Source organism: Dyella jejuensis (assembly GCF_044904675.1).
Taxonomy (GTDB): Bacteria; Pseudomonadota; Gammaproteobacteria; order Xanthomonadales; family Rhodanobacteraceae; genus Dyella_B; species Dyella_B jejuensis.
The window spans coordinates 87,726-112,110 of the sequence record NZ_JADIKJ010000001.1 but is presented as its reverse complement, the minus strand read 5'-3'; the positions used below and the strand labels follow the sequence as shown (position 1 = coordinate 112,110).

The window sequence follows — 24,385 nt, the reverse complement described above, 5'->3', positions numbered from 1 at the left end:
CCGGCCGGCAACTCCGCAACCCCGCGAATCGTTACACTTCCAGCATGAGTAAATCGTCAGCATCCCTTCTGCCGGCGCATCGTGCGGACGACCTGCGCAAGCGAATCGACCAGGCCAACTATCGCTATCACGTCCTCGACGATCCGCAGATCACCGATGCCGAGTACGACGCCTTGATGCGCGAGCTGGAAGCGCTGGAGGCCGAATACCCGCAATTGGCAACACCGGACTCGCCGACCCGGCGCGTGGGTGGCCGTGCCCGCGGCGGCTTCGCGCAAGTGCGCCATGCATTGCCGATGCTGTCGCTGGGCAATGCCTTCGAACAGGAGGGCGCCAGCGACCGGGAGCGATACCGTGAGGTGGCAGAGTTCGAGCGCCGCATCGAACAAGCCCTGGGGCGACGCAACCCGGTGTTCTCGGTCGAGCCGAAACTCGACGGCCTCGCCATCAGCCTTCGCTATGAGGGTGGCGTGTTTGCGCAAGGTGCGACTCGCGGCGACGGCGAGACCGGCGAAGACGTCACCGCCAACCTGCGCACCGTGCGCGCCATTCCGCTGCGGCTGCGCGGCGAGGACTGGCCTCGCGTACTGGAAGTACGCGGCGAAGTGATCATGCTGCGCAAGGATTTCGAAGCTTTCAACGCTTATGCGCGCGAACACGGCGAGAGGCCGCTGGCTAATCCGCGCAATGGCGCCGCCGGCTCGTTGCGGCAGTTGGATCCGGCGATCACCGCCCGGCGCAAACTCAGCTTTTATGCCTATGCAGTGGGCTTGGTCGAGGGCGGCGACTTGCCGCCGACGCATTCCCAGACCTTGCAGAAGCTACGCGACTGGGGCTTTCCGGTGTCGATGGAGGTAGGCGTCGCCAAAGGCTTCGAGGGTCTGATCGCCTACTTCCAGCGCATCGGTGCCAAGCGCGATAGCCTGCCTTACGACATCGACGGCGTGGTCTACAAGCTGGACGATTACGCCGGCCAGCGCGAGATGGGTTTTGTCGCGCGCGCGCCACGCTGGGCGATCGCGCACAAGTTTCCGGCACAGGAGCAAAGCACATCGGTGGATGCGATCGAGATACAGATCGGCCGTACCGGCGCCGCTACGCCGGTAGCACGGCTGACGCCGGTGCAGGTCGCAGGCGTTACCGTAACCAATGCCACGCTGCATAACGCCGATCAGGTGGCGCGCCTGGACGTGCGCGTGGGCGACACGGTGATCGTGCGTCGGGCAGGCGATGTAATTCCCGAAGTGGTGCGGGTGATGGAGGATCGCCGACCGCCCGGAACGCAGCCCTGGTCCATGCCGGCGCATTGCCCGGTATGTGGCTCGGCACTGGTGCGTGAGGAAGGCGAGGCCGCATGGCGTTGTTCAGGCGGATTGGTATGCCCTGCGCAACGCAAGGAAGCCTTGATCCACTTTGCTTCGCGGCGGGCCATGGATATCGAAGGTATCGGCGAGCGTTTCGTCGATGCGCTGGTGGATTTTGGCTACGTGCACACGCCAGCCGATCTGTACCGGCTCTCGCTCGAGCATTTCCTGGAGATGAAGCAGCGTGCCGATGAGCGCGACGGCACTACGCCCGAAACAGTCAAGGGCGGCAAGGTGGCCACCAAGTGGGCGGAGAACCTGGTTGCGGCCATCGAGCACAGCAAACGCACCACGTTGGCGCGCTTTCTCTATGCACTCGGCATCGTGCACATTGGCGAAAGCACCGCCAAGACGTTGGCGAGCTGGCTGGGGCAACTGCAGTGGGTGCGCAGCATGCCCGCCGCGATTCTGCGTGAATTGCCGGACATCGGCGGCGAAGTAGCCGGTTCGATCGCCGCATTTTTCAGGCAGGATGGCAACCGCGCGGTTGTGGATGCGCTATTGAAGGCCGGCATCACGCTGAGCGACGAGACCGATCCCGCACCGCGACTGCACCAGCAGCTGAGCTTGGCCGTGCTGCTGGAGCACGCCGGCATCCATGGCATCGGCCGTCGCAACGCGGAACTGCTCGCCACGTATTTTTCGTCGATCGACGAGCTTTACGCCGGCGGCAGCGCACACTGGATGACCGCCGGATTGCCGCAAAATGCGGCATCCAGCTTGGCGGAATTCCTGGCCAATCCCGATCGTCGCACTGCGTTGCAGGAGGCGGAGGCAGCCATGCATCGGCTGCTGGCGGCGACACCGCAAGCTGCTGCAGCCAACGCCCAAGCGCTGCCGCTGGCGGGTCAGACAGCAGTACTTACCGGCACACTTGCCGGCATGAGCCGCGATGAGGCGAAGGAAAAGCTTGAGGCGCTTGGCGCCAAGGTGGTGGGCAGTGTTTCGAAGAAAACCAGCTTCGTGGTGGCGGGAGAGGCGGCCGGCTCCAAGCTCGAGAAGGCGAACGAGCTTGGCGTGGACGTATGGGATGAAGCCCGTTTGCTTGATCTGCTCAAGCGGCACGGAGCCTGAGCGCCATGGAAGCCAACAGCACTATCCTCACTCCATTTCGCCGGCGCCTGCAAGGACGCGCGCAACTTTATGCGATGATCCGGGCGTTCTTCGCCGAGCGCGGCGTGCTGGAAGTCGAAACGCCGATCCTGTCGGCGGCCGGCAATACCGATCCCAACATCGAAAGTTTCAGTGCGCCCTTCCATGGACATGTCGATGCTGGCGCGCGTGAACGCTGGCTGCGCACTTCGCCGGAACATCCCCTGAAGCGCCTGCTTGCCGATGGGGTGGGCGACTGTTACGAACTCGGTCGAGTCTTTCGCAACGGCGAAGCAGGTGAGCGGCACAATCCCGAATTCACCATGCTGGAGTGGTATCGCGTCGGCTGGACGCATCGCCAGTTGATGGAGGAGACCATCATGCTGGTCGAGTCGGCACTGGCGCTGGTAGGGCGGCGTGCCGAGGTGCTGATAGAAGGTTATCGACAGTTCTTCATCGATGAACTGGGCCTGGACCCGATGCATGCCAGCATCGACGAACTGCGCAAGCCGCTGGCCCGCTACCACATCGATCCGGAAGGACTCACGCGCGACGACTGGCTTGATCTTTTGATTACCCACGAACTGCAGCCGGCTTTTCCGCGCGACCGCATTACGGTGATCCACGATTACCCGGCCAGCCAGTCCGCGCTCGCGCGCGTGCGCCCTGGCGAGCCGCCACTGGCGGAACGGTTCGAGCTGTACCTGGGGCCATACGAACTGGCCAACGGCTATCACGAACTCAACGACGCGGTGGAACAGCGATTCCGCTTCGAGCGCGACAATGCGCGGCGGCGCGAGCGCGGCCTGCGCGAGATGCCGATCGATGAACCATTGTTGGCGGTGCTGGGACGCATGCCTGATTGCGCCGGCGTGGCGTTGGGCATCGAGCGTTTACTCATGTGCCTGGCGGGTACCGATCGGATCGGCGACGTGCTGGCTTTTCCGTTCTCGCAGGCCTGATTTTATTTGCCGGACGGCTTTTGCGTGAGGCCAAGCTCGATTGCGTATTTGAACAGGTCCGCATCCTGCTCGATGCCGAGCTTGCGCATGGCGCTGATCTTTTGCGTGCTGATGGTCTGCTTGCTGCGACCGAGCTTTTCGGCGATGGCGTTGATGCTGTCGCCGCTCACGTACAGGGCGATGACTTCGGATTCGCGTTGCGACAGCCGGGAAGAAGTGGTGGTATGCGAGGCCTTCATTACCTTGGTGATGCGCGGCGAGAAATAGCGGCGGCCCAGATGTACTGCCTGCACCGCATTGCGCAGATGCGACATGTCGTCGGCCTTGCTCAGGATGGCGTTGACGCCGCGCGCCAGCAGGCTGCGGACCAGCACGGCCCGGTCCATGCTGGTGATGATGATGATGCACAGGTCCGGATAGCGCTGGCGAAGGAAGTCGACCAGTTCGAGTCCATCGCCGTATTGGCCGCCCGGCATGGCATAGTCAGTGATGAGCACGTCGCACGGTTCGGCATCGAGCAGGGATACCAGTTGCGTGGAATCGACCGCGGAGCCGATTCGGCGCACCGTGTTGAGACTGTCGAGGGCTGCCTCGATACCTAGCCGGATCACCGGATGATCGTCAGCCAACACGACACGAATATGGTTGTCCATCCTGGTCGCGCCTATCCGCAGATATCGACAGAAAACGGCTTTCTGCCGCCCGGATCATCGTAATACAACCCGTCAGCAAGGGCACTATGGGCTGTGCTAGCTTAGGCGCCGTCCCAAGCGGTCCACGGATTCGAGGAGCCTACTTTGACCATACGGGTTGCCGTAGCTGACGACCACCCGACCTTGCTGGCCGGGATGGAGCACCTGTTATCCAAGTTCGAGGGGATTGCGTTGATCGGCCTGGTCTCCGACTCCACGGCGTTGGTGGATTTGCTTGGCCGGTCGATTTGCGATGTTGTGGTCACTGACTTTTCCATGCCAGGCGGTCGCTACGGAGATGGCCTGTCACTGCTGCGTTTTCTAAAACGACGGTTCCCTGCGATACGCCTGGTCGTGCTTACCAGTATCGAGAACAGTGCCGTCATGCAGGGTATTTTGAATGTCGGTGCCACCGGTATCGTCAGTAAATCCGATGAACTTGCCCAGCTGGAGGTGGCCATTCGCATGGCGCACCTGGGCAATCGCTATCTTTCGCCCAAGGTCGAGCAGTTGGTCAACCAGGCGGTGGAGGAGGGCGAGGAAGGGCGTTCAGCGAAGCTCAGCAAACGGGAAACCGAAGTGCTGCGCATGTTCGCTGAAGGGTTGAGCGTATCGGAAATTGGCTTGCGCGCAGGCCGCAGCAGCAAGACCATCAGTGCACAAAAGATGGCTGCGATGAAGAAGCTCGGGCTGAAACACGATACCGATATCTTCAATTACGCACAGACCCATGGCTTGGTGCAGGCATCGCAGACGTCCCAGAAGAACGCGAGGCGGGATGACAGCTCTGTGTGAAAAATCCTACGCACTGTGCGCGTAGGCGTGTTGTTCGATAGGCATGGTCCGATAGCGCGTGGTTGTCTATGTAGATAGCCTCTGTTCAGTCGAGGCCGATCGTCAGTGGGCCTTTCACGTACAAAGGGACTTATGGACGAGTCATACGACGCCGCCGTCTCTGCCGCCTTGCTCAGTTATAGCGTGCTGAGCAAGACGCAGCGTGCCGTCTTCATGGATCGCCTTAATCATTTCCTGTTCGTATCCCCGCAGCAGCAGCGGCGATTGGCGAAGGACTGGTTCGATTCATGCAAGGACTCAACCACTCCCCTGGTGCAGATGATCGCCGAATCTTCCGCCGCCTACGTGACGCAAAGCAATGGCCGCAAGAGAAAATAGCCCTCCAGGTGGCCTGTTCGCACTACCTGCGTAGCCCGCGTTAGCGTTGTGCGGCTGTCAGTGGTTATGCGTGGCGCAGGCCCTGCCGCCAAGGCAGGTCGCGCGCTGCCTCACGAACCGCGAGGTTAACCCGAAGGGCGCGGGGTCTGCCGCCAGATGGCCTCAGCACCCGGTCATGTACGGACGTACTCCCTCGTTCTTGCTTCGCTGGCGAGCAAACAGCTGCTGGCGCGCGCCATGCCAATAGTGTGAATGGGCCTTGGCTCCTTGCATCACCAGCGCAGCATGATTTTGCCGATATGCCCGCTGCTTTCCATCAGCGCATGCGCATCAGCCGCGTTGGCGGCCGGAAAGGTCGCGTGGATTACCGGACGCAAGCGTCCCTCGGCAAATAACGGCCAGGCGTATTCGTACAGCTTGGCCGCGATCGCGGCCTTGAAGCTGGGAGATCTCGGCCGCAAGGTCGAGCCGGTCACGTTGAGGCGGCGGCGCATGAGCTTGCTGGCATCGACGCTGACCGTGTTGCCGCCAAGGGTGGCGATGAGGACCAGGCGTCCGTCCTCGGCCAACGCTTCGATTTCGCGGGCAACATAATCGCCGGCAACCATATCCAGAATCACGTCGACGCCAATGCCATCCGTCCATGCCTTGCTGCGCTCGACGAAATCGTCGGTGCGATAGTTGATGGCGCGCGCACCGAGCGATTCGCAGGCGCGGCATTTCTCTTCGCTGCCGGCGGTCGCGAACACAGGATGCCCGAGCGCATGGGCGAGCTGTATGGCCGTAACGCCGATACCGCTGGAACCACCCTGGACGAGCAACGTTTCCGGAGAGCCATCTTCCCTTTTGCCGAGCCGTCCGCGATCGAACACGTTGCTCCACACGGTGAAATAGTTTTCCGGCAGCGACGCGGCTTCCAGCACGCTCAACCCGTGTGGCGCCGGCAGGCATTGGCCAAGCGGCGCTACCGCGTATTGCGCGTAGCCGCCGCCAGCGAGCAACGCACATGCGGTATCGCCGCGCTTGATTCCAAATGGGTTGTGGCCGCTGAAATCCCCGTCTACCACTTCGCCGGCCACTTCCAGGCCCGGCAGATCGGATGCCCCGGGAGGCGGTTCGTAGCGACCCATCCGTTGGAAGACGTCGGGCCGATTGACGCCGGACGCGGCAACCTTGATCAATACTTCGCCGGTCCCTGGTTGCGGAATCGGTCTTTCGACCAGCCGCAAAACATCAGGTCCGCCGGGATGGGCGATTTCGATCGCTTGCATGGATGCCATCGTGTCGCTCCGTGGGTATTTATCTGGCGGAATCGACGAGCACCAGCTCGGCGTCCTCGAGCGCTTTCACGTTCAAGCTGGTTTCATCGCGAATCGCGGCGCCGTCGCGGGCGCCGATGCGCACGCCATTGACGTCTACCGACCCTTTGGCCGGCACCAGGTAGGCGTAGCGATCCTTGCCGAGCATATAGGCCGCCGTTTGGCCAGCCTTGAGTGTGATGCCAAGGACACGTGCATCGGTGCGTAAGGGGAGGGCTTCCGTGTCTTCCCGGAATCCGCTTGCAAGCGGCGTGAACCGGCCGGAACGTTCGCCGGAAGGAAATGGCTTGGCGCCCCATGACGGCGGCCTGCCTTGTTGGTCGGGGATGATCCAGATCTGGAAGATGCGTGTGGTGCCGGGTTCCAGGTTGTATTCGCTATGCGTAATGCCGCTGCCAGCGCTCATGACTTGCACGTCGCCCGCCTCGGTACGGCCTTCGTTACCAAGGTTATCGCGGTGGGTGATCGCGCCTTCCCGTACATAGGTGATGATTTCCATGTCCGCGTGTGGATGGGGCGGAAAGCCGGTCGCCGGAGCAATCGTGTCATCGTTCCACACACGCAGCGCGCCCCAGCCCATGCGGCTGGGATCGTTATAGCTGGCGAAGGAAAAGTGATGCCTGGCTTTGAGCCAGCCGTGGTCGGCTTGGCCCAGGCTTTCGAAGGGACGTCGTTCGATCATGAGGCCACCTTATGAGCAATTGCGCAGACAGCCAAACATAAGGCCGGTCACGGCGGCGTGGAACTGCTGTCAGGGAAACAGTGCGTTGCCCGTTGCGCGTTGCATCAGCGCTGGCGGTGGCCGCTCAGTTCATGTCCTGCATCATGCGCGAAAGCACGATGCCAGCGGGTGGAAGTCAGTGAAATGGCGGTAACGATCAGGAAGGCCACCGAAAAATTCAGCCGGCTCGGCTCGACATTCTGTCCAACGGCCATGGTGAACTTGAGGATCAGCGCTCCGCAGCAAACACCTACCGACAGCATCAGTTGCTGGAGCGTGGAATAAAAACTGTTGGCGGCACTCATGCGGTCAGCAGGTACCGCTTCATAGGCTACGGTGTTGTACGCGGCGAACTGGAACGACATGAAGGCCCCGCAGCACACCAACAGGCCGAACATCAGCCAGAATGGCCACTCCGGCTGGAAAAAGGCGCAGACGGCGTAGCCCAGGCTGGCCAGCACGCCGTTGTAGACCATGGCGCGGCGAAAGCCGACCTGGCGCAGGATGCGCGTAGTGAATCCTCGCGCCATCAGGGCGCCAAGCGATACCGCCAGGATCAGCTGGCCGCTGCGCAGGGCGGAAAAGCCCAGCCCGATCTGGAACAACAGCGGTAGCAGGAATGGCTGGGCACCCTGGGTGATGCGCATCAGCGAACCGGACACCACCGACAGGCGAAAAGAGTCGATACGCAGCAAGCTCAGGTCCATGACCGGATCGACGCGGCGTTTTGCATGCCATACGTAGGCCAGCAGCGCGGCAGCTCCCAGTGCGATCAGGCCGAGCGCATTCGCCACGCGGGTGTTTTCACCGAACAGTTCCAGCCCGAACAGCAGGCAACCCAGCCCCGCGCTGCATAGGGCGAAACCCAGCCAGTCGAAACGCGCGGACCGTGCAATGCCGTGCACCACCGGGATATAACGCCGTACCAGCCAGTAACCCAGCACGCCGATCGGCACGTTGATGTAGAAGATCCAGCGCCAATCCAGGTACTGGACAATAAACCCTCCCAGCGGCGGTCCAGCCATCGTGCCGAGGATGGCCGGCATCAACGTCCAGGTCATGGAAGACACCAGGTGGCGACGTTCCACGGTCCGCAGGATCATGAGCCGCCCGACCGGTGCCATCATTGCGCCCCCCATGCCCTGCAACAGCCGGGCGGCCACCATCATCGGCAAACTGTGGGTGAGCGAGCAGAGGATCGAGCCGAGGATGAATACGGCGATGGACGAATTGAACACGCGCTTGGCGCCGAAGCGATCGGCAATGGTGCCACTGACCGGAATGAGAATGGCCAGTGCGAGCAGGTAACTGGTGACCGCTACGCTCATTGCCGGCGCAGAAACGCTGAAATCCCGGGCCATCGCAGGCAACGCCGTGGCGAGCACGGTGCCATCGACTTGCTCAAGGAAGATGGCGCAGCCCACGATCAGGGAAATGCTGCGGTAGTCGGGATACGCCGGCTGCGGGGTAGCCGGGGCCTCAACCTTTTCCTCAATCAACGCAGACACGATCGTTTCCTGTACGAGCGCTATCCGCTGGGCGTCGGCTTGGGCAGCAGACAACGGGAGCGCTCGGGACGTCGATGCACGGGGTTGTGCATCGCAACACGCTCATTATTCGCTGGCTGCGATGGGGCGGCAAGAGCGCGAAGTCATATCTGTCGCCGGCGATTCATGTACCGAATGAAAAAGGCGTCGTACCAGGACGACGCCTTGAGTCTTGCCCGTGCAATGATTTCAGAGCGCTTCGAAGATACCCGCCGCTCCCATACCGGTACCGATGCACATGGTCACCATGCCGTATTTCTGCTTGCGGCGACGCAGGCCATGCAGCAGGGTGGCAACGCGAATGGCTCCGGTGGCACCGAGCGGATGGCCGAGCGCGATGGCGCCGCCCAACGGATTGACCTTGCTGGTGTCCAGGCCAAGATCGCCGATCACGGCCAGTGCCTGCGCGGCGAAGGCCTCGTTGAGCTCGATCCAGTCCAGTTGGTCCTGCTTGATCCCGGTTTGCTTGAGCGCTTTCGGAATCGCTTCCTTGGGACCGATGCCCATGACCTCCGGACGCACGCCCGCCACCGAATAACCAACGAAGCGTGCGAGCGGGGTCAGGCCGTAGTCCTTGATCGCCTGTTCGCTGGCCAGCAATACGGCGCCGGCGCCGTCGGAGGTCTGCGAGGAGTTGCCGGCCGTTACCGTGCCGCCGAACTGGCCGTTGCGGAACACGGTCTTGAGCTTGGCCAATATTTCCTGCGTGGTGCCGGCGCGCGGGCCTTCATCGATGTCGATGATACGGCTGTCGGTCTTGATGCCGCGGGTGGCGAGATCCGGGTAACGGTCATTCAACTGGAACGGCGTGATTTCATCCTTGAACTCGCCGGCGGCGATGGCGGCGAGCGCGCGGCGATGGCTTTCCACCGCAAATGCGTCTTGCTGTTCGCGGCTGACCTTCCATTGCTTGGCGACGTTCTCGGCGGTAATGCCCATGCCATAGGCGATGCCGATATGTTCGTTGTCGAAGATGGCTGGGTTCATCGCCACTTTGTGGCCCATCATCGGCACCATGCTCATGCTTTCGGTGCCGCCGGCGAGCATCAGGTCGGCCTCGCCCAGGCGGATGCGATCGGCCGCCATCGCCACAGCCTGCAGGCCGGACGAACAGAAGCGGTTGATGGTGACGCCCGGCACGGTATCGGGCAGGCCGGCCAGCAGCACGCCGATGCGCGCCACGTTCATGCCTTGCTCGGCTTCGGGCATGGCGCAGCCGATGACGGCGTCGCCAATGCGGTGTGGATCGACACCTGGCGCCTGCGCCATCACGGCCCGGATGACGTGAGCGAGCATGTCATCGGGCCGGGTGTTGCGGAATACGCCGCGCGGCGCCTTGCCCACCGGCGTGCGGGTGGCGGCGACAATGTAGGCATCTTGCACTTGCTTGGTCATGGTCTTTGCTCCGTGGCGTCGCGCGATGCGCGGCGACGCGCTTTGGTCTTGTTCGTCTCCCGGCGAACGCCGGAGGACAGTGTCGTTTGCATCCAAATCGCGGGATTCCGGCGTTCGTCGGAACGACGGAGGGTTAGTTCCTCAGCGGTTTGCCGGTGGCCATGGTGTGCGCGATGCGGGCCTGGGTCTTTTCCGTCTGCGCCAGTTCCACGAAGTGCTTGCGCTCCAGTTCCAGCAGCCATTCCTCGTCGACCAGCGAACCGCGTTCGATGTCTCCGCCGCACAGGCAATCGGCGATGCGCGTGGCGATCGCCACGTCATGCTCGGAGGCCAAATAACCAGCCTGCAGGTTGGCGAGCGAAGCCTTGAATGTGGCCGTGCCGACGTCGCCGGCCACCGGCACCTGGCGGTTGTAAAGCGGCGCGCGCCAGCCGCTTTCGGCAAGCGAGATGGCCACCTGCTTGGCGACGTAAAGCAGTTCGTAGGGGTTGAACACCACCACGTCGCTATCGCGCAGCAAGCCCATTTGCCTGGCTTCCAGCGCGCTGCCGGCCACTTTGGCCATGGCGACGGTTTCGAACACCTTCTTCAAGGATTCGAACGGATCAGCGGGGTTGGATTGCGCGGCGCGAATAGCCAGTTCATGCAGGCCGCCGCCAGCGGGCAATAGCCCGACGCCGGCCTCGACCAGGCCAATATAGCTTTCCAGTGCCGCTACCGTGCGCGCGGAATGCATCTGGAATTCGCAACCGCCGCCGAGGGCGAGGCCGCGCACCGCCGAGACCACCGGCACCAGCGCATGCTTGATGCGCATGCTGGTGCGCTGGAAGTTAGCCACCATTGACCTGAAGTCGTCGACCTTGCCCGCCTGCAGCAAACCCAGCGCGCCTTTCAGGTCCGCGCCGGCGGAGAATGGCTCACCGGTTTGCCAGATCACTACCGCCTTGAGCTTTTCCTCGGCCACGCCGATCGCGTGCTGGATGCCGTCGAGCACCTGGTCGTTGACCGTATTCATCTTGGTCTTGAACGAGATGATGCCCACGCCATCTTCGCCCAGCGTCCACAGGCGCACGCCGTCGTTCTCCCATACCGTGCTGCCCTGGTCGAATTTCTCGCCCAGGAGCGGGTCGGGGAACAGCTGGCGCTGGTAGACCGGATGGTGCGAGCGCGGCTTGTCGGCATGGGCGGCGGCCGAGTAGGAGCCGCTCTTGCCGTGCACGCCGGCGCGGCCGTCGGTGACCCAGGCGGGCAACGGCGCCTTGCTCATCGCCTTGCCGGCGTCGATGTCTTCCTGGATCCATTTGGCAACCTGTTGCCAGCCAGCGGCCTGCCAGGTTTCGAACGGGCCGAGCTTCCAGCCGTAACCCCAGCGGATGGCGAAATCGACGTCGCGCGCGGTGTCGGCGATATCGGCCAGGTGATAGGCGGTGTAGTGGAACAGGTCACGGAACGTGGCCCATAGGAACTGTGCCTGCGGATCATTGGAAGCGCGCAGTTTGGCGAATTTATCGGCCGGATCCTTGATGGCGAGGATGGCCGCCACCTCATCGGAAGCCTTTTGCTCGGACGCGCGGTAGTCGCGCTTGGCGACATCCAGCACCACGATGTCCTTGCCCGCTTTCTTGTAGAAGCCGGCGCCGGTCTTCTGGCCCAGTGCGCCCTGTTCGATCAGGCCGCTCAGCCACGCGGGTGCCTTGAAATATTCGTGCCACGGATCGTCCGCCAGGGTGTCGGCCATGGTCTTGATCACGTGCGCCATGGTATCCAGGCCGACTACGTCGGCAGTCCGATAGGTGGCACTTTTCGGGCGGCCCACGGCGGGGCCGGTCAGCGCGTCGACGGTGTCGAAGCCGAGCTTGAACTGCTCGGTATGGTGCATGGTGGCCAGCATGGAGAACACGCCGATACGGTTGCCGATGAAGTTCGGGGTGTCCTTGGCGTACACCACGCCCTTGCCGACGGTGGTGGTGAGGAAGGCCTCAAGCCCTTCGAGCACGCTGGCATCCGTGAGCCTGGTCGGAATCAGCTCCACCAGGTGCATGTAGCGCGGCGGGTTGAAGAAATGCACGCCAGTGAAGCGATGGCGCAGCTCTTCCGGCAATGCTTCGGCCAGGCCGTTGATCGACAGTCCCGAGGTATTGCTGGCCAGCACGGCGGACTTGGAGACGTGCGGGGCGATCTTTTTATACAGATCCAGCTTCCAGTCCATCCGTTCGGCGATGGCCTCGATCACCAGGTCGACATCCTCCAGGTGTGCCAGGTCGTCGTCGTAGTTGGCCGGGATGATCGACGCGGCACGGGTGGTATCGGCCAAGGGGGCCGGCGACAGCTTCTTAAGATTTTCGATCGCCTTCAGCGCGATACCGCTTTTGGGGCCGTCCTTCGCGGGCAGATCGAACAGCACGGTTTCGACGTTGGCATTGGTCAGGTGCGCGGCGATCTGCGCGCCCATGACGCCGGCACCGAGCACGGCGGCCTTGCGGATGCGTAGCGCTGGCTTGGATGAGGATGGAGCGGTCATTGGCTTCTCCGGGTACGAATGCGGAACAGGTGAGCGAGGAAAGTGAACGAGAAAGGGCGGTTGCGGCTGGCTGGCGACAAATCAGGGGGCGCTCAGGCCAGCGGCGGCGAAGCGGATCAGGTGGGCGGCAGTCTGTTCGCGATGGACGGTTTCGCTGACGTCGCTCTTGCGCTGGATAATGCCGAAGCCAGACATGGCATGAGTCAGGGCGCCGGTTACCAGATCGATACGCCAGTAGAGCTCTTCCTTGCTCAGGTGGGGCAGCAGCCGGGCGAACTCTGTAGTGAATTGGCGCATGACATGGCCGTAATTGTCGGACAGGAACTTGCGCAGGCTATCGTCGTGTTCGGCAAAGGCGCGGGCCAGCACGCGCATGAACAGGCTTCCGCCGCCATCATGGGAAAGCTCCAGCGCCGGCCGGATGAAGGCCCCGAGCACGTCTTCCAGCGTCGTGTCGGGCTGGCCGGAGACTCGCTTCAATGCGGCCAGGCGGCGTGCGCTGAGCTGGTCGAGGCGGCGCCTGAAGACCTCCTCGACCAAATTGTCCTTGGAGCCGAAGTGGTAATTCACGGCAGCGAGATTGACGCCGGCGGCGGCGGTCAGCTGGCGCAGCGAAGCGCCTTCGAATCCCCGCTGGGCGAACAGCGCCTCGGCAGCGGTGAGAATGCGTTCCTTCGTAGTGGCAGAGCTGTTCACGGGCGTCGCCTATCGAACGGAATCAAACGATCGTTTGAGCATACGCGCGAGGGGCGTGAGGCGTCAAACGCTCGTTTGCCAAACCGATGGGCGGGGTTGCTTATGGGCTAGAATCTGTCAAACTTTCGTGAGCTAAATCCGCATTTCGTGACGCATTTAGTTCTAAATTCTCTGACGACTTAAGTCAGGCCGCCCATCAAATATCCGCATACCCGGAGCAGACCGTATGGCGCTGGAGCGCACCCTTTCCATCATCAAGCCCGATGCTGTCGCCAAGAACGTCGTCGGCGAAATCTATGCACGCTTCGAGAAGGCGGGCCTTAAAGTCGTTGCCGCAAAGATGAAGCATCTTTCGCGCAAAGAAGCCGAAGGTTTCTATGCAGTGCATCGTGAACGTCCGTTCTTCAATGCGCTGGTGGAATTCATGATCTCCGGCCCGGTCATGGTCCAGGTGCTGCAAGGCGAGGATGCAGTGCTCAAGCATCGCGAGCTGATGGGCGCCACCAATCCGAAAGAAGCCGCCAAGGGCACCATCCGCGCCGACTTCGCCGATTCGATCGACGCCAACGCGGTACACGGTTCCGACGCTGCGGAAACGGCAGCGGTCGAGATCGCCTATTTCTTCGCCACAACCGAAGTCTTCCCTCGCTGAGATGTGATGTGAACCCGGTGGAAAAGGTCAATCTGCTCGACTTCGATCGCCAGGGGCTGCGCGACTTTTTCGCGCAGCTCGGCGAGAAGCCGTATCGTGCCGAGCAGGTGATGAAATGGATCTATCACCACCTGGAAGACAACTTCGAAAACATGACCGATGTGGGCAAGGCACTGCGCGCCAAGCTCGAAGCCTCGTGCTACATCGGGCCGCCTAAGACCATGTTCGAGAAAGGTGCTGCCGACGGTACGCACAAATGGCTGCTCGGCATGGATGGCGGCAACGCGGTGGAAGCGGTTTACATCCCGGAGCCCACGCGCGGCACCTTGTGCGTGTCCTCGCAAGTAGGCTGCGGACTGAACTGCCAGTTCTGTTCCACCGCGACCCAGGGTTTCAATCGCAATCTCGCCACCTCTGAAATCATCGGCCAGATGTGGGTGGCGGCGAAGTACCTGGGCAATGTGACGCACCAGAACCGGCGCATCACCAACGTGGTGATGATGGGCATGGGCGAGCCGCTGTTGAATTTCGACAATGTCGTGAAGGCGATGGGCCTGATGCGCGACGACCTTGGCTTCGGCCTCGCTTCCAAGCGCGTTACGTTGTCGACCGCCGGCCTGGTGCCGATGATCGACAAGCTGTCCGAAAGCATTGACGTATCGCTGGCCGTTTCGCTGCACGCGGCAAACGACGAGCTGCGCACCGAACTGGTGCCACTCAACAAGCGTTATCCAATTGCTGAACTGGTGGCTTCGTGCCAACGCTGGATTGCGCGCAAGCCACGCACTTCGATTACCTTCGAGTACACGCTGATGAAAGGCGTGAACGATCAGCCCGAGCACGCAAGGCAGCTGATCAAGCTGATGCGTCGCCTGCCTACCTGCAAGGTCAATCTGATTCCGTTCAATCCGTTCCCGGGCACGCGCTTCGAGCGCTCGGAACCGGAAGTGATCCGTGCGTTCCAGACCCAACTGCTCAACGCGAACATCCTTACCATGCTGCGCCGTACCCGCGGCGATGATATCGACGCGGCCTGCGGTCAGCTGAAAGGGCAGGTGCTGGACCGCACGCGGCGCCAGGCGGAATTCCAGAAGCGTCTGGCCGAGGATGCAGCCCATGCGGCGTGATCGCGTTCTGTTGGGCGTATGCGGGCTGGTCCTGTTGGCCGGATGCCATCGCTCATTGACGATTCCGCCACCGCCTTCCGATCCCACCCTGCCCGAGCAGACCAAGGCACAGAAAGCCCAGAGCGCGGCGGACGTGCACACGCGCCTGGCCCAGCATTACATTGAGATCGGCAATCTGCAGGGCGCGCTGGAAAAGGTGAAGATCGCCGTTGCCGACGACCCGGCCTTCGTCCCCGCGCAGACAGTGATGGCTTACATCTACGAGCGCATCAATGACCTGCCCAATGCGGAAATTCATTATCGCCGGGCGGTCGAGCTGCAACCGGACAAGGGCGACACCAATAACAACCTGGGACAGTTCCTGTGCCATGAAGGCAAGGCACAGGAATCCCTGCCTTATTTCGCCAAGGCCGTCGCCGATCCCTTTTACCAGACACCGGCGGTGGCATTGACCAATCAAGGCGTATGCCAGTTGCGGCTCAATGACCGCGTCGGCGCCGAAGCCAGTTTCCGGCAAGCCGTGCAGCGCAACCCCAATGACGCAGACGCGCTGTTGCAGCTGACCAACGTGCTCTATCTCAATCACGACTATTTCCACGCCAGTGCTTTCCTGCAGCGTTTCGATGCGTTGGGCCAGACCAACCCCGATTCGCTCAAGCTTGGCTATGAAATCGAATCTCACCTGGGCAACACGGACGCGGCCCAGAACTACAGCAAACGGCTAACCAGCCAGTTCCCGGATTCGGAACAGGCACAAGCCATCAATCAAACCGTACGCCCATGATTTCCGAGCAGTCCAATCCGGCAGGGCAGGAGGAGTCCACCTCCGACGCAACCGCCGCGACCGCAGCGAACATGGATAAGAGCGCTGCCGAGTTCCGCTTCAACGAGGCTCCTGGTTTTGGCTCGCGCCTGCGCGCCGTGCGCGAAGCGCGGGGACTGGATCTCGAAGCCTGTGGTCATGCCTTGCGCCTGCCTGTGCGCGTACTGCGTCAGCTGGAAAGCAACGACTTCGACGGCATTGATTACCAGGTTTATCTCGGTGGCTATATCCGCAAGTATGCGCAGTATCTGGGCATCGATGACGCCGATGCTGAAGCTGCCGTCGCGCGGCTCAAGCCAAGCGAGCCGCCGTTGGTGGCCACCGGTGGCGTGTCGCATTCTCGTTACCTGCTTGATCGCTACGCTACCGCAGCTACTTACGTGATATTGACGCTGGTGATTGCCGTGCCCACCGTATGGCTGGGCATGCGCGGCACGCTTACCCGCGACATGAGCCACCTTGCGCCACTCGATGCCGCGCCTGTGGCGCAGCAGGATGCGCCACCCTCGACGCTGCCGGCTTCGGCCGGCAGCGTGTCGAATGCGCCGGTCGGCAGCGCGGCGCTGGCCCAGGCAGCTCCCTCGGCATCGCCGCCGGCGTCAGCGTCATCCGTGGGTGCGCGCAATGCGTCCGAGCAGCCGCTCTTGGCCTCGATGGTCCCGGTACCCAGCCTCGACAGTGACGCTTCCATCGCGCCGACGGCAGGCGGGGCGGCTCCGGCTGCCACCGGCAGCGGATCGCACAGTGTCACGCTTGATCTGGCCAACAGCAGTTGGGTCGAAGTGATCGGCAAGGATGGCTCGCGCCTGGAATATGGCCTGTTGCCAGCCGGCACCAGCAAGACCTATCGCAGCGATCAGGCACTGGAAGTGCGCATCGGCAACGCAGCCGGAGCGCAAGTCCATGTCGATGGCCAGCCGCTGGCGCTCGATCCGTACCGGCACGCCAACGTGGCCCATTTCCGCGTCGACATCCAGAATGGCAAGGCAGCACCAGCAGGCGCCTAAGCCGGCTTGGCTTCGGCCCCTCGGCATCCTTTGATCGGTTATGCTTGCGCATTGTCCACCCCAAGGTGGGCGATGCTCGTGCCCGCTGGGCACGGCAGCCGAGAATCTCTCTTCTGGCGCCTCTTGTGGCGCGCCTCCTGCGATACGGTGATTGCATGGCATTTGATGCTTACGACGACTACGAACAAAGCGAACGTGTACAAAAGTGGCTGCGGCAGAACGGCCTGTCGATCGTCGTAGGCGTCGTCATCGGCCTGATTGCCATATTCGGCTACCAGCAGTGGCGCAATCATCGGGTTGCGCATCAGACCGAGGCATCTGGCCTCTACCAGCAATTGCAGTCGGTGCTCGACAGCGGCAATAGCAACGCCATCGACGTACTTACCCAGCAGCTGATGAACAATTTTGCCGATACGCCTTATGCGATGTTCGCAGTCAGCGATCGCGCGCGCCGGCAGGTGGAAGACAAGCAGTTGGACAAGGCGATTGAATCGCTCACCTGGGCCGAGCAACATGCGACCGATCCAGCATTGAAGGCGCTGGTGGAGCTGCGCATGGCGCATGTGCAGTTGGCCAAGGGCAATGCGCAGGATGCACTGAGCGTGCTCGATCGCATGCCCGCCAACAGTTACGCCATCGAGAGCCAGGAACTACGCGGCGATGCGCTGGTCAAGCTTGGACGGCGCGACGATGCCCTCAAGGCCTACCAGGCTGCCGTGAAGGCAATGGGGCCGCATGTGCAGCAGGACAACGAAGTGCAAATGAAAATCGACGATCTGGCCGCGGCCGGGAAGCAGGGTGCATGAAACGTTTTTGGCTGATCGTGTTGACGGGTTCGCTGGTGGCTCTGGCGGGCTGTCATTCCTTCAAGAAAGAGAACATCCAGCCGCCGACGCCGCTGGCCAAGGACTTCAAGCCGACCGTGCAGACCACCAAGGTCTGGACCGCGCGCGTCGGTCATGGCGCAGGCGTGAGCGGCGTGCGGATGCAGCCGACGGTGGTCGGCGGCGTACTCTATGCCGCCAGCACCGACGGCGTGATCGCCGCCTATGACGCCAACACAGGCAAGACCCTGTGGGAGAAGAAGAGCCGCACGCATGGCTGGTTCGGCTGGGGCGACAAGAAGCGCCCGGATGCCTTCTATTCCGGCGGCCCCGCGGTGGCTGGCGACCTGCTCGCCATCGGCACCCTTGACGGCCATGTCTATGGCATCAACGTCAAGGATGGCAGCCAGCGCTGGAGCAGCACCCTGCCTTCCGAAGTGATCGATTCGCCCGCCATTGCCGGTCCGCTCACCATCGTTCGCACGCAGGACGGCCGTGTATATGGCTTGGACAGCAATACTGGCGAAAGGCGCTGGGTGAACGATCAGGGCAATGTGCCGCTGCTCAGCCTGCGCGGCAATGGCCCCTTGCTGGTGGCCAATGGCGTAGTGTTTTTCGGCAGCGACGACGGCAAGCTGATCGCGCTGCGCCTGGACAACGGCGACAAACTGTGGGAGCAGAAGCTCGCCAGCGGTGAAGGGCGCACCGACATCGACCGCATGAACGATGCGGACGGCAGCATTCTGCTGGACGGTAGCACCCTCTATGCCGGTGCCTACCACGGCAACCTGACCGCCGTGGACGGCCCCAGCGGCCGGCCGTTATGGGCGCGACCGTTCTCCACCTACACCTCGCTGGCCGCCAGCGGCAACAGTCTGTTCGGCACGAATATCGATTCCCAGGTGTGGGCATTCGACAAGAGCGCCGGCGCCGACATGTGGAAGAGCGACGCGCTGAAATATCGCTGGTTGACCGCACCTGCCGTGCAGGGTGATTACGTCGTGGTCGGCGACATCGAAGGCTACGTACATTGGCTGCAGACCGGTGACGGTGCGCTTGCCGGTCGCGAACGCCTGTCCAAGAAAGCGATTCGTGCGCAGCCGGTGGTGGCGGGCGACCTGGTATACGTCGAAGACGTGCAAGGTCATCTCGCTGCCTATCGTCTCGGCGCGAAATAATTCCGGAAATCATGATTCGTGCTGCCCGTCATCGCCCTGGTCGGTCGTCCCAATGTCGGTAAATCGACCCTTTTCAATGCGCTGACGCGAAGCCGCGACGCCCTCGTGGCCGATATGCCGGGGGTTACCCGCGATCGCCATTACGGTGTCTGCCGCACCGGTGCACGTCCTTTCGTCGTCGTCGATACCGGCGGCCTGTCGGGTGTCGAGGAAGGGCTTGATGTGCTTACCGCACAGCAAGTCCGCCTCGCCATCGACGAAGCGCAGGTGCTGGTATTCGTGGTCGATGCGCGCGACGGTCTGTTGCCGCAGGATCGAAGCATCCTCGATGAGCTGCGGCGCAGTGGCAAGCCGATCATCGTCGCCGTCAATAAGACCGACGGGCTGGATGAACAGAACGCAATGGCGGAATTCGCCGTGTTCGGCATCGCCCGCACGGTACCGTTGTCCGCGGCGCATAACCGCGGCACGGAAGACCTGATCGCAGCCGCGTTACCGTTGCTGCCCGAAGAGCTGCAAGAGCTTGCGCCGGAACAGGACGACGGAATTCGCGTCGCCATCGTCGGGCGTCCCAATGCCGGCAAGTCGACCCTGATCAATCGACTGCTCGGCGAGGAGCGACTGATCGTTTCCGACGTGGCCGGCACCACGCGGGATCCCATTCGCGTGCCGCTGGAACGCGACGGCAAGCGTTACACCCTTATCGATACCGCCGGCGTGCGACGCAAGGCGCGGGTCGAAGAGGCGCTCGAGAAGTTCAGCATCATCAAAACGCTGCAATCGATGGCGGTGGCGCAGGTTGTCGTGCTGATGATCGATGCGCGCGAAAACCTTTCCGACCAGGACCTCACCCTCATCGGCCATGTGCTCGACGAGGGCCGGGCGCTGGTGATTGCCGTCAACAAATGGGATGGCATGGATGCGTACCAGCGCGAACAATGCCAGCGCGCGCTGGAACGGCGGCTTGGATTCGTGGCGTGGGCCAAGCAGGTCTTTATTTCCGCACTGCATGGCTCGGGCCTGCGCGAGCTGATGCGCGCGATCGTGCGCGCGCATACGGCCGCCACGCGCGAACTCGGTTCGTCCGATCTCACGCGCTCGCTGGAGCGCGCGTATGAAAGCTATCAGCCGCCGCTGGTGCGCGGGCATGCGCCGAAACTGCGTTTCGCCCACCCAGGCGGCACCAATCCACCCACCATCGTTATCCATGGCAGCCGCACCAAGCACATCGCGCCTGCCTACCGCCGCTATCTGGAAAATTTCTTCCGCCAGCGCTACAAGCTGGAAGGCACGCCGATCCGCATCGAATTCCGCGATGGAGACAATCCCTTCGCCGGCAAGAGAAATGTGTTGACCGAAGCCCAGCAGCGCAAGCGTCAACGCATGATCCGCGAGATGAAGCGCCGCAAGTAACCACAAGCCATACCGCGCTCCCGCGAATGCTGTTTCACGAAGCCCCGGCGCGTGCGCCGGGCGGATAGGGCAGTGCCGTAGACTTAGCGATCAATCCTGGCGAGCTACACTGTGCGGCATGAGCAAGCCCCTTGACCGCGATTCCTGGCTGGCCGAACTGCGCCAGCGCGTACTGGAGATCCCCCCCGGCGAGGCCTTCGGCCTTCAGGCGCAAGGCGCCCTGCTGCTCGATGTGCGTGAAGACAGCGAGCGCGCTGGGGGAATTCCAGTCGGGGCCTTGGCCTTGTCGCGCGGATTCCTGGAGTTGCGGATCGAAGACAGCGAGCCAAATCGCGACCGTGTCATTCTCGCGCTGTGTGCAAGCGGCCGCCGCTCCCTGCTTGCCGCCGAAGCCCTGCAGCGTATGGGCTATCGCAACGTCTCCTCGGTGGCTGGCGGTTTCGAGCGATGGAAAAGCGAAGGGCTGCCGGTAAGCATGGGTAGTCTGGACGCGGATGCCGCGGACCGCTACGCGCGTCAGCTGCGACTGCCGCAAGTAGGTGAAGCAGGGCAACTCAAGCTCGAGCAATCCGGCATTGCGCTGCTTGGTGCCGGTGGCCTGGGTGCGCCGGCGGCGCTGTACCTGGCCGCGGCAGGGATTGGGCGGCTGACACTGATCGACGACGATCGCGTTGAACGCTCCAATCTGCACCGTCAGGTTATCCATGCCGATGCGCGCGTGGGCATGGCCAAGACCGAATCAGCGCGCATGACGCTGGCCGCGCTCAATCCACGGGTCCAGGTGAATGTGCGCAACGAACGCTTGCACGCCGGCAATGTCGAGCGCCTTCTCGCCGGACACGACCTGGTTATCGATGGCGCCGACAACTTCCCGGCGCGCTATCTGCTTGCCGCAGCGACGCGACGACTCGTCATGCCCATGGTTTATGGCGCGGTCGAGCGCTTCACCGGACAGGTCAGCGTGTTCGATCCGCGTCGCGCCGATGCCCCTTGTTATCGTTGCCTGTTCCCCGAGCCGCCCGCCGCCGAAGACGCGCCCAACTGCAGCGAGGCGGGGGTGCTGGGCGTGCTGCCCGGTATCGTCGGTCTGCTGCAAGCGACCGAGGCGTTGAAGTTGCTGCTGGATCTGGGCGAGCCCTTGGTCGGACGCCTGCTGTCGTTCGACGCGCTGGGCATGCGTTTTCGCGAAACGCGGCTGCCACGCGATCCGGCGTGTCCGGGGTGTGGATCCGCCGCCGTGTTCCGTGGCTATGAAGATATCGAGCATGCCTGTGCCGTGCATGGCTGACCGGTCGCGTTTTCCCCCGCACTAAAACAAGTCGTGGCAGGCTGGCGGACAAGCCGGGATAATGCGCTTCCAGGAAGGCCAGGATACCCCATGAACGCACGCATCCTTGACGGCAAACGCATCGCGCAGGAATTGCTGGAGCGCATCGGTAAGCGCGTGAGCGAACGCAGGGCGCAGGGCAAGGTCGAACCTGGCCTTGCCGTCGTGCTGGTCGGGAATGACGCGGCTTCCTCGGTTTATGTGCGCAACAAGCGCAAAGCGTGTCATCAGGTTGGCTTCCGGTCCTTCGGCTACGACTTGCCGTCCACCACCACACAGCCGGAACTGTTTGCGTTGATCGACCGGCTCAATACCGATCCGGCCGTGCACGGCATTCTGGTGCAATCGCCGCTGCCCGCGCATATCGACGAGGACGCCCTGGTCGATCGCATCGATCCGAACAAAGACGTGGATGGTTTCCAGGCGGTGAACGTAGGGCGGCTCGCGTTGCGCCGGTTCGGCCTGCGGCCTTGCACACCCAAAGGCGTCATGACATTGCTGGGCCACACCGATCGCCCGGTGCGGGGCCAGCACGCCGTGGTGGTGGGCGTGTCCAATCATGTCGGACGGCCGCTGGCGCTCGAATTGTTGATTGCGGGTTGCACCACTACCTGCTGCCACCGCTTCACCCGCGATCTGGAAACCTACGTGCGACAGGCCGATATACTGGTAGTCGCGGTCGGCAAGCCGGGCCTGGTCAAGGGGGAATGGATCAAGCCAGGCGCCGTGGTGATCGATGTGGGCATCAACCGCCTGGACGACGGGCGCCTGGTCGGCGACGTGGATTTTTCCGTGGCCTCGCAACGAGCCAGCTGGATCACGCCGGTACCGGGCGGTGTCGGCCCCATGACAGTGGCGACGCTGATGGAGAACACGCTGGAAGCAGCCCAGGCGCGCGAATAACCGGCACGGCACGCAGTTCGGGCATGCTGCGAACGGACGTCCATGCACTTACCCGCGGCTTCGGCAGGCAATGCCATGCACGCCTTGGCGTTTTGCTCCGCAGTACGGTCGCATCGAAGCCCGCTCCCGCGTATAATCTCCTCTTTGGAGCGAGACTTTTCGCATGCGTATCCTCGCCGAGGCCCTTACCTACGACGACGTTTACCTCGTCCCGGCCCACTCCCAAGTCTTGCCGCGCGACGTGGATACTTCCACACGACTCACGCGCAACCTTCGACTGAACATTCCCATCGTGTCCGCCGCCATGGACACGGTGACCGAAGCCCGGCTTGCCATCACCATGGCGCAGAACGGCGGCATCGGCATCATCCACAAGAACATGACCGGCGAGCAGCAGGCCGCCGAAGTGCGGCTGGTGAAGAAGTTCGAAGCCGGTGTCATCCGCAGCCCGATTACCGTTGGCCCGCACACCTCGATCCGCGATGTGCTCAAGCTGACCCGCGCGCACAATATTTCCGGCGTGCCGGTGGTGGAAGGCGAACAACTGGTCGGCATCGTTACCAGCCGCGACCTGCGCTTCGAGCGCAAGCACGATGATCCGGTGCGCAACATCATGACGCGCCAGGACAAGCTGGTCACCGTGAGGGAGGGTGCCAGCCAGGACGAGGTGCTGCAGCTGCTGCACAAGAACCGCATCGAAAAAGTGCTGGTGGTGAATGATGCGTTCCAGCTGCGCGGCCTGATCACCGTCAAGGACATCCAGAAAGCCCGCGACAACCCGAATGCCGCCAAGGATGCGCATGAGCGCCTGCTGGTCGGTGCGGCGGTTGGCGTAGGCGGCGACACCGAGCAACGGATCGAGGCACTGGTCGACGCCTGCGTCGACGTGATCGTGGTCGATACCGCGCACGGTCATTCGCAAGGCGTGATCGAACGCGCCGCCTGGGTGAAGAAGCGCTATCCGCAGGTGCAGGTGATTGCGGGCAACATCGTTACCGGCGAAGCCGCGCGCGCGCTGCTCGATGCGGGCGTGGACGCGGTGAAAGTGGGTGTCGGCCCCGGCTCGATCTGCACCACGCGCGTGGTCGCTGGCGTCGGCGTGCCGCAGATCACCGCCATCGACATGGTCGCCAGCGCACTGAAGGACGAAATCCCATTGATCGCCGATGGCGGCATCCGCTATTCCGGCGACATTCCCAAGGCGCTGGCCGCGGGTGCCTCCACCGTGATGCTCGGCTCCATGTTCGCCGGTACCGAGGAATCACCTGGCGAGGTTGAGCTGTTCCAGGGCCGTTCCTACAAGAGCTATCGCGGCATGGGATCGCTCGGCGCGATGGCGCTAGGTTCCAAGGATCGCTACTTCCAGGATGAGGCCGACGCCGACAAGCTGGTGCCTGAAGGCATTGAAGGCCGCGTGCCGTATCGCGGTCCGCTGCGCAACATCATTCACCAGCTGATCGGCGGCTTGCGGGCATCGATGGGTTATCTCGGCGCGGCGACCATCGACGATGTGCGCAACAACGCGCAATTCGTCAAGGTGACCTCGGCCGGCGTCACGGAAGCGCATCCGCACGATATCCAGATTACCAAGGAAGCGCCGAATTACCGGCTCAACTCCTGATTGATGCCAGGTGCGTCCTGCTTGCTCG

The 24,385-nt window shown here is 62.7% G+C and carries 21 protein-coding genes; 14 read left to right on the top strand and 7 right to left on the bottom strand.

All coding sequences use genetic code 11. From position 1 onward, the window contains the following. Positions 1 to 44 precede the first annotated feature (44 nt). A complete protein-coding gene (gene ligA / locus ISP15_RS00440) occupies positions 45 to 2,438 on the top strand; it encodes an NAD-dependent DNA ligase LigA (RefSeq protein WP_404544350.1) in 2,394 nt (797 codons plus the stop codon). Between the two features lie 5 nt (positions 2,439 to 2,443). Further along, positions 2,444 to 3,418: an EF-P lysine aminoacylase EpmA gene (gene epmA, locus ISP15_RS00435; protein WP_404543834.1), complete on the top strand. Its 975-nt coding sequence runs from the start codon at positions 2,444 to 2,446 to the stop codon at positions 3,416 to 3,418. Positions 3,419 to 3,420: 2 nt separating this feature from the next. On the opposite strand, the gene ISP15_RS00430 is transcribed toward epmA, so the two are convergent. Next, positions 3,421 to 4,071, bottom strand: a complete 651-nt coding sequence (locus ISP15_RS00430) for a response regulator (RefSeq protein WP_404543832.1) — start codon at positions 4,069 to 4,071, stop codon at positions 3,421 to 3,423. A 144-nt stretch (positions 4,072 to 4,215) separates the two neighbouring features. On the opposite strand from ISP15_RS00430, the gene ISP15_RS00425 reads away from it, so the two are divergent. Continuing rightward, positions 4,216 to 4,905: a response regulator gene (locus ISP15_RS00425; protein ID WP_404543831.1), complete on the top strand. Its 690-nt coding sequence runs from the start codon at positions 4,216 to 4,218 to the stop codon at positions 4,903 to 4,905. 132 nt (positions 4,906 to 5,037) lie between these two features. Beyond that, on the top strand, positions 5,038 to 5,283 hold the full coding sequence (locus ISP15_RS00420; protein ID WP_404543830.1) for a hypothetical protein: 246 nt from the start codon (positions 5,038 to 5,040) through the stop codon (positions 5,281 to 5,283). Between the two features lie 272 nt (positions 5,284 to 5,555). On the opposite strand, the gene ISP15_RS00415 is transcribed toward ISP15_RS00420, so the two are convergent. From ISP15_RS00415 to ISP15_RS00390, 6 genes are all read right to left on the bottom strand, one after another. Beyond that, positions 5,556 to 6,563, bottom strand: coding sequence for an NAD(P)H-quinone oxidoreductase (locus ISP15_RS00415; protein WP_404543828.1), 1,008 nt, complete (start codon positions 6,561 to 6,563; stop codon positions 5,556 to 5,558). Between the two features lie 19 nt (positions 6,564 to 6,582). Continuing rightward, complete coding sequence (locus ISP15_RS00410; protein ID WP_404543826.1) at positions 6,583 to 7,284, bottom strand: pirin family protein; 702 nt, start codon at positions 7,282 to 7,284, stop codon at positions 6,583 to 6,585. Positions 7,285 to 7,388: 104 nt separating this feature from the next. Then, positions 7,389 to 8,822: an MDR family MFS transporter gene (locus ISP15_RS00405; RefSeq protein WP_404544348.1), complete on the bottom strand. Its 1,434-nt coding sequence runs from the start codon at positions 8,820 to 8,822 to the stop codon at positions 7,389 to 7,391. 237 nt (positions 8,823 to 9,059) lie between these two features. After that, positions 9,060 to 10,265 (bottom strand): acetyl-CoA C-acyltransferase, encoded by a 1,206-nt coding sequence (locus ISP15_RS00400; protein WP_404543824.1) that lies wholly within the window; start codon positions 10,263 to 10,265, stop codon positions 9,060 to 9,062. Positions 10,266 to 10,398: 133 nt separating this feature from the next. Beyond that, on the bottom strand, positions 10,399 to 12,786 hold the full coding sequence (locus ISP15_RS00395; RefSeq protein ID WP_404543822.1) for a 3-hydroxyacyl-CoA dehydrogenase/enoyl-CoA hydratase family protein: 2,388 nt from the start codon (positions 12,784 to 12,786) through the stop codon (positions 10,399 to 10,401). Between the two features lie 81 nt (positions 12,787 to 12,867). Next, positions 12,868 to 13,482: a TetR/AcrR family transcriptional regulator gene (locus ISP15_RS00390; protein ID WP_404543820.1), complete on the bottom strand. Its 615-nt coding sequence runs from the start codon at positions 13,480 to 13,482 to the stop codon at positions 12,868 to 12,870. Positions 13,483 to 13,708: 226 nt separating this feature from the next. On the opposite strand from ISP15_RS00390, the gene ndk reads away from it, so the two are divergent. The 10 genes from ndk (at position 13,709) to guaB (ending at position 24,357) form a co-directional block, all read left to right on the top strand. Then, positions 13,709 to 14,134: a nucleoside-diphosphate kinase gene (ndk, locus tag ISP15_RS00385; RefSeq protein ID WP_404543818.1), complete on the top strand. Its 426-nt coding sequence runs from the start codon at positions 13,709 to 13,711 to the stop codon at positions 14,132 to 14,134. 8 nt (positions 14,135 to 14,142) lie between these two features. Beyond that, positions 14,143 to 15,261, top strand: coding sequence for a 23S rRNA (adenine(2503)-C(2))-methyltransferase RlmN (rlmN, locus tag ISP15_RS00380; protein ID WP_404543815.1), 1,119 nt, complete (start codon positions 14,143 to 14,145; stop codon positions 15,259 to 15,261). Further along, on the top strand, positions 15,251 to 16,045 hold the full coding sequence (gene pilW / locus ISP15_RS00375) for a type IV pilus biogenesis/stability protein PilW (protein WP_404543813.1): 795 nt from the start codon (positions 15,251 to 15,253) through the stop codon (positions 16,043 to 16,045). Before rlmN ends, pilW begins: the two co-directional genes overlap by 11 nt. Before the next feature lie 71 nt (positions 16,046 to 16,116). Beyond that, positions 16,117 to 17,091: a helix-turn-helix domain-containing protein gene (locus tag ISP15_RS00370; RefSeq protein WP_404543812.1), complete on the top strand. Its 975-nt coding sequence runs from the start codon at positions 16,117 to 16,119 to the stop codon at positions 17,089 to 17,091. Positions 17,092 to 17,246: 155 nt separating this feature from the next. After that, positions 17,247 to 17,897 carry a YfgM family protein gene (locus tag ISP15_RS00365; RefSeq protein ID WP_404543810.1) on the top strand — a complete coding sequence of 217 codons (651 nt, stop codon included), beginning with the start codon at positions 17,247 to 17,249 and terminating at the stop codon, positions 17,895 to 17,897. Beyond that, positions 17,894 to 19,093: an outer membrane protein assembly factor BamB gene (gene bamB / locus ISP15_RS00360; protein ID WP_404543809.1), complete on the top strand. Its 1,200-nt coding sequence runs from the start codon at positions 17,894 to 17,896 to the stop codon at positions 19,091 to 19,093. Before ISP15_RS00365 ends, bamB begins: the two co-directional genes overlap by 4 nt. A gap of 18 nt (positions 19,094 to 19,111) precedes the next feature. Next, positions 19,112 to 20,506, top strand: coding sequence for a ribosome biogenesis GTPase Der (der, locus tag ISP15_RS00355; RefSeq protein WP_404543806.1), 1,395 nt, complete (start codon positions 19,112 to 19,114; stop codon positions 20,504 to 20,506). A 118-nt stretch (positions 20,507 to 20,624) separates the two neighbouring features. Continuing rightward, complete coding sequence (gene moeB, locus ISP15_RS00350) at positions 20,625 to 21,794, top strand: molybdopterin-synthase adenylyltransferase MoeB (RefSeq protein WP_404543804.1); 1,170 nt, start codon at positions 20,625 to 20,627, stop codon at positions 21,792 to 21,794. 90 nt (positions 21,795 to 21,884) lie between these two features. After that, entirely contained in the window at positions 21,885 to 22,736 is an 852-nt protein-coding gene (gene folD / locus ISP15_RS00345) for a bifunctional methylenetetrahydrofolate dehydrogenase/methenyltetrahydrofolate cyclohydrolase FolD (RefSeq protein WP_404543802.1), read from the top strand. A 163-nt stretch (positions 22,737 to 22,899) separates the two neighbouring features. After that, positions 22,900 to 24,357 (top strand): IMP dehydrogenase, encoded by a 1,458-nt coding sequence (gene guaB / locus ISP15_RS00340; RefSeq protein ID WP_404543798.1) that lies wholly within the window; start codon positions 22,900 to 22,902, stop codon positions 24,355 to 24,357. Positions 24,358 to 24,385: the final 28 nt, after the last annotated feature.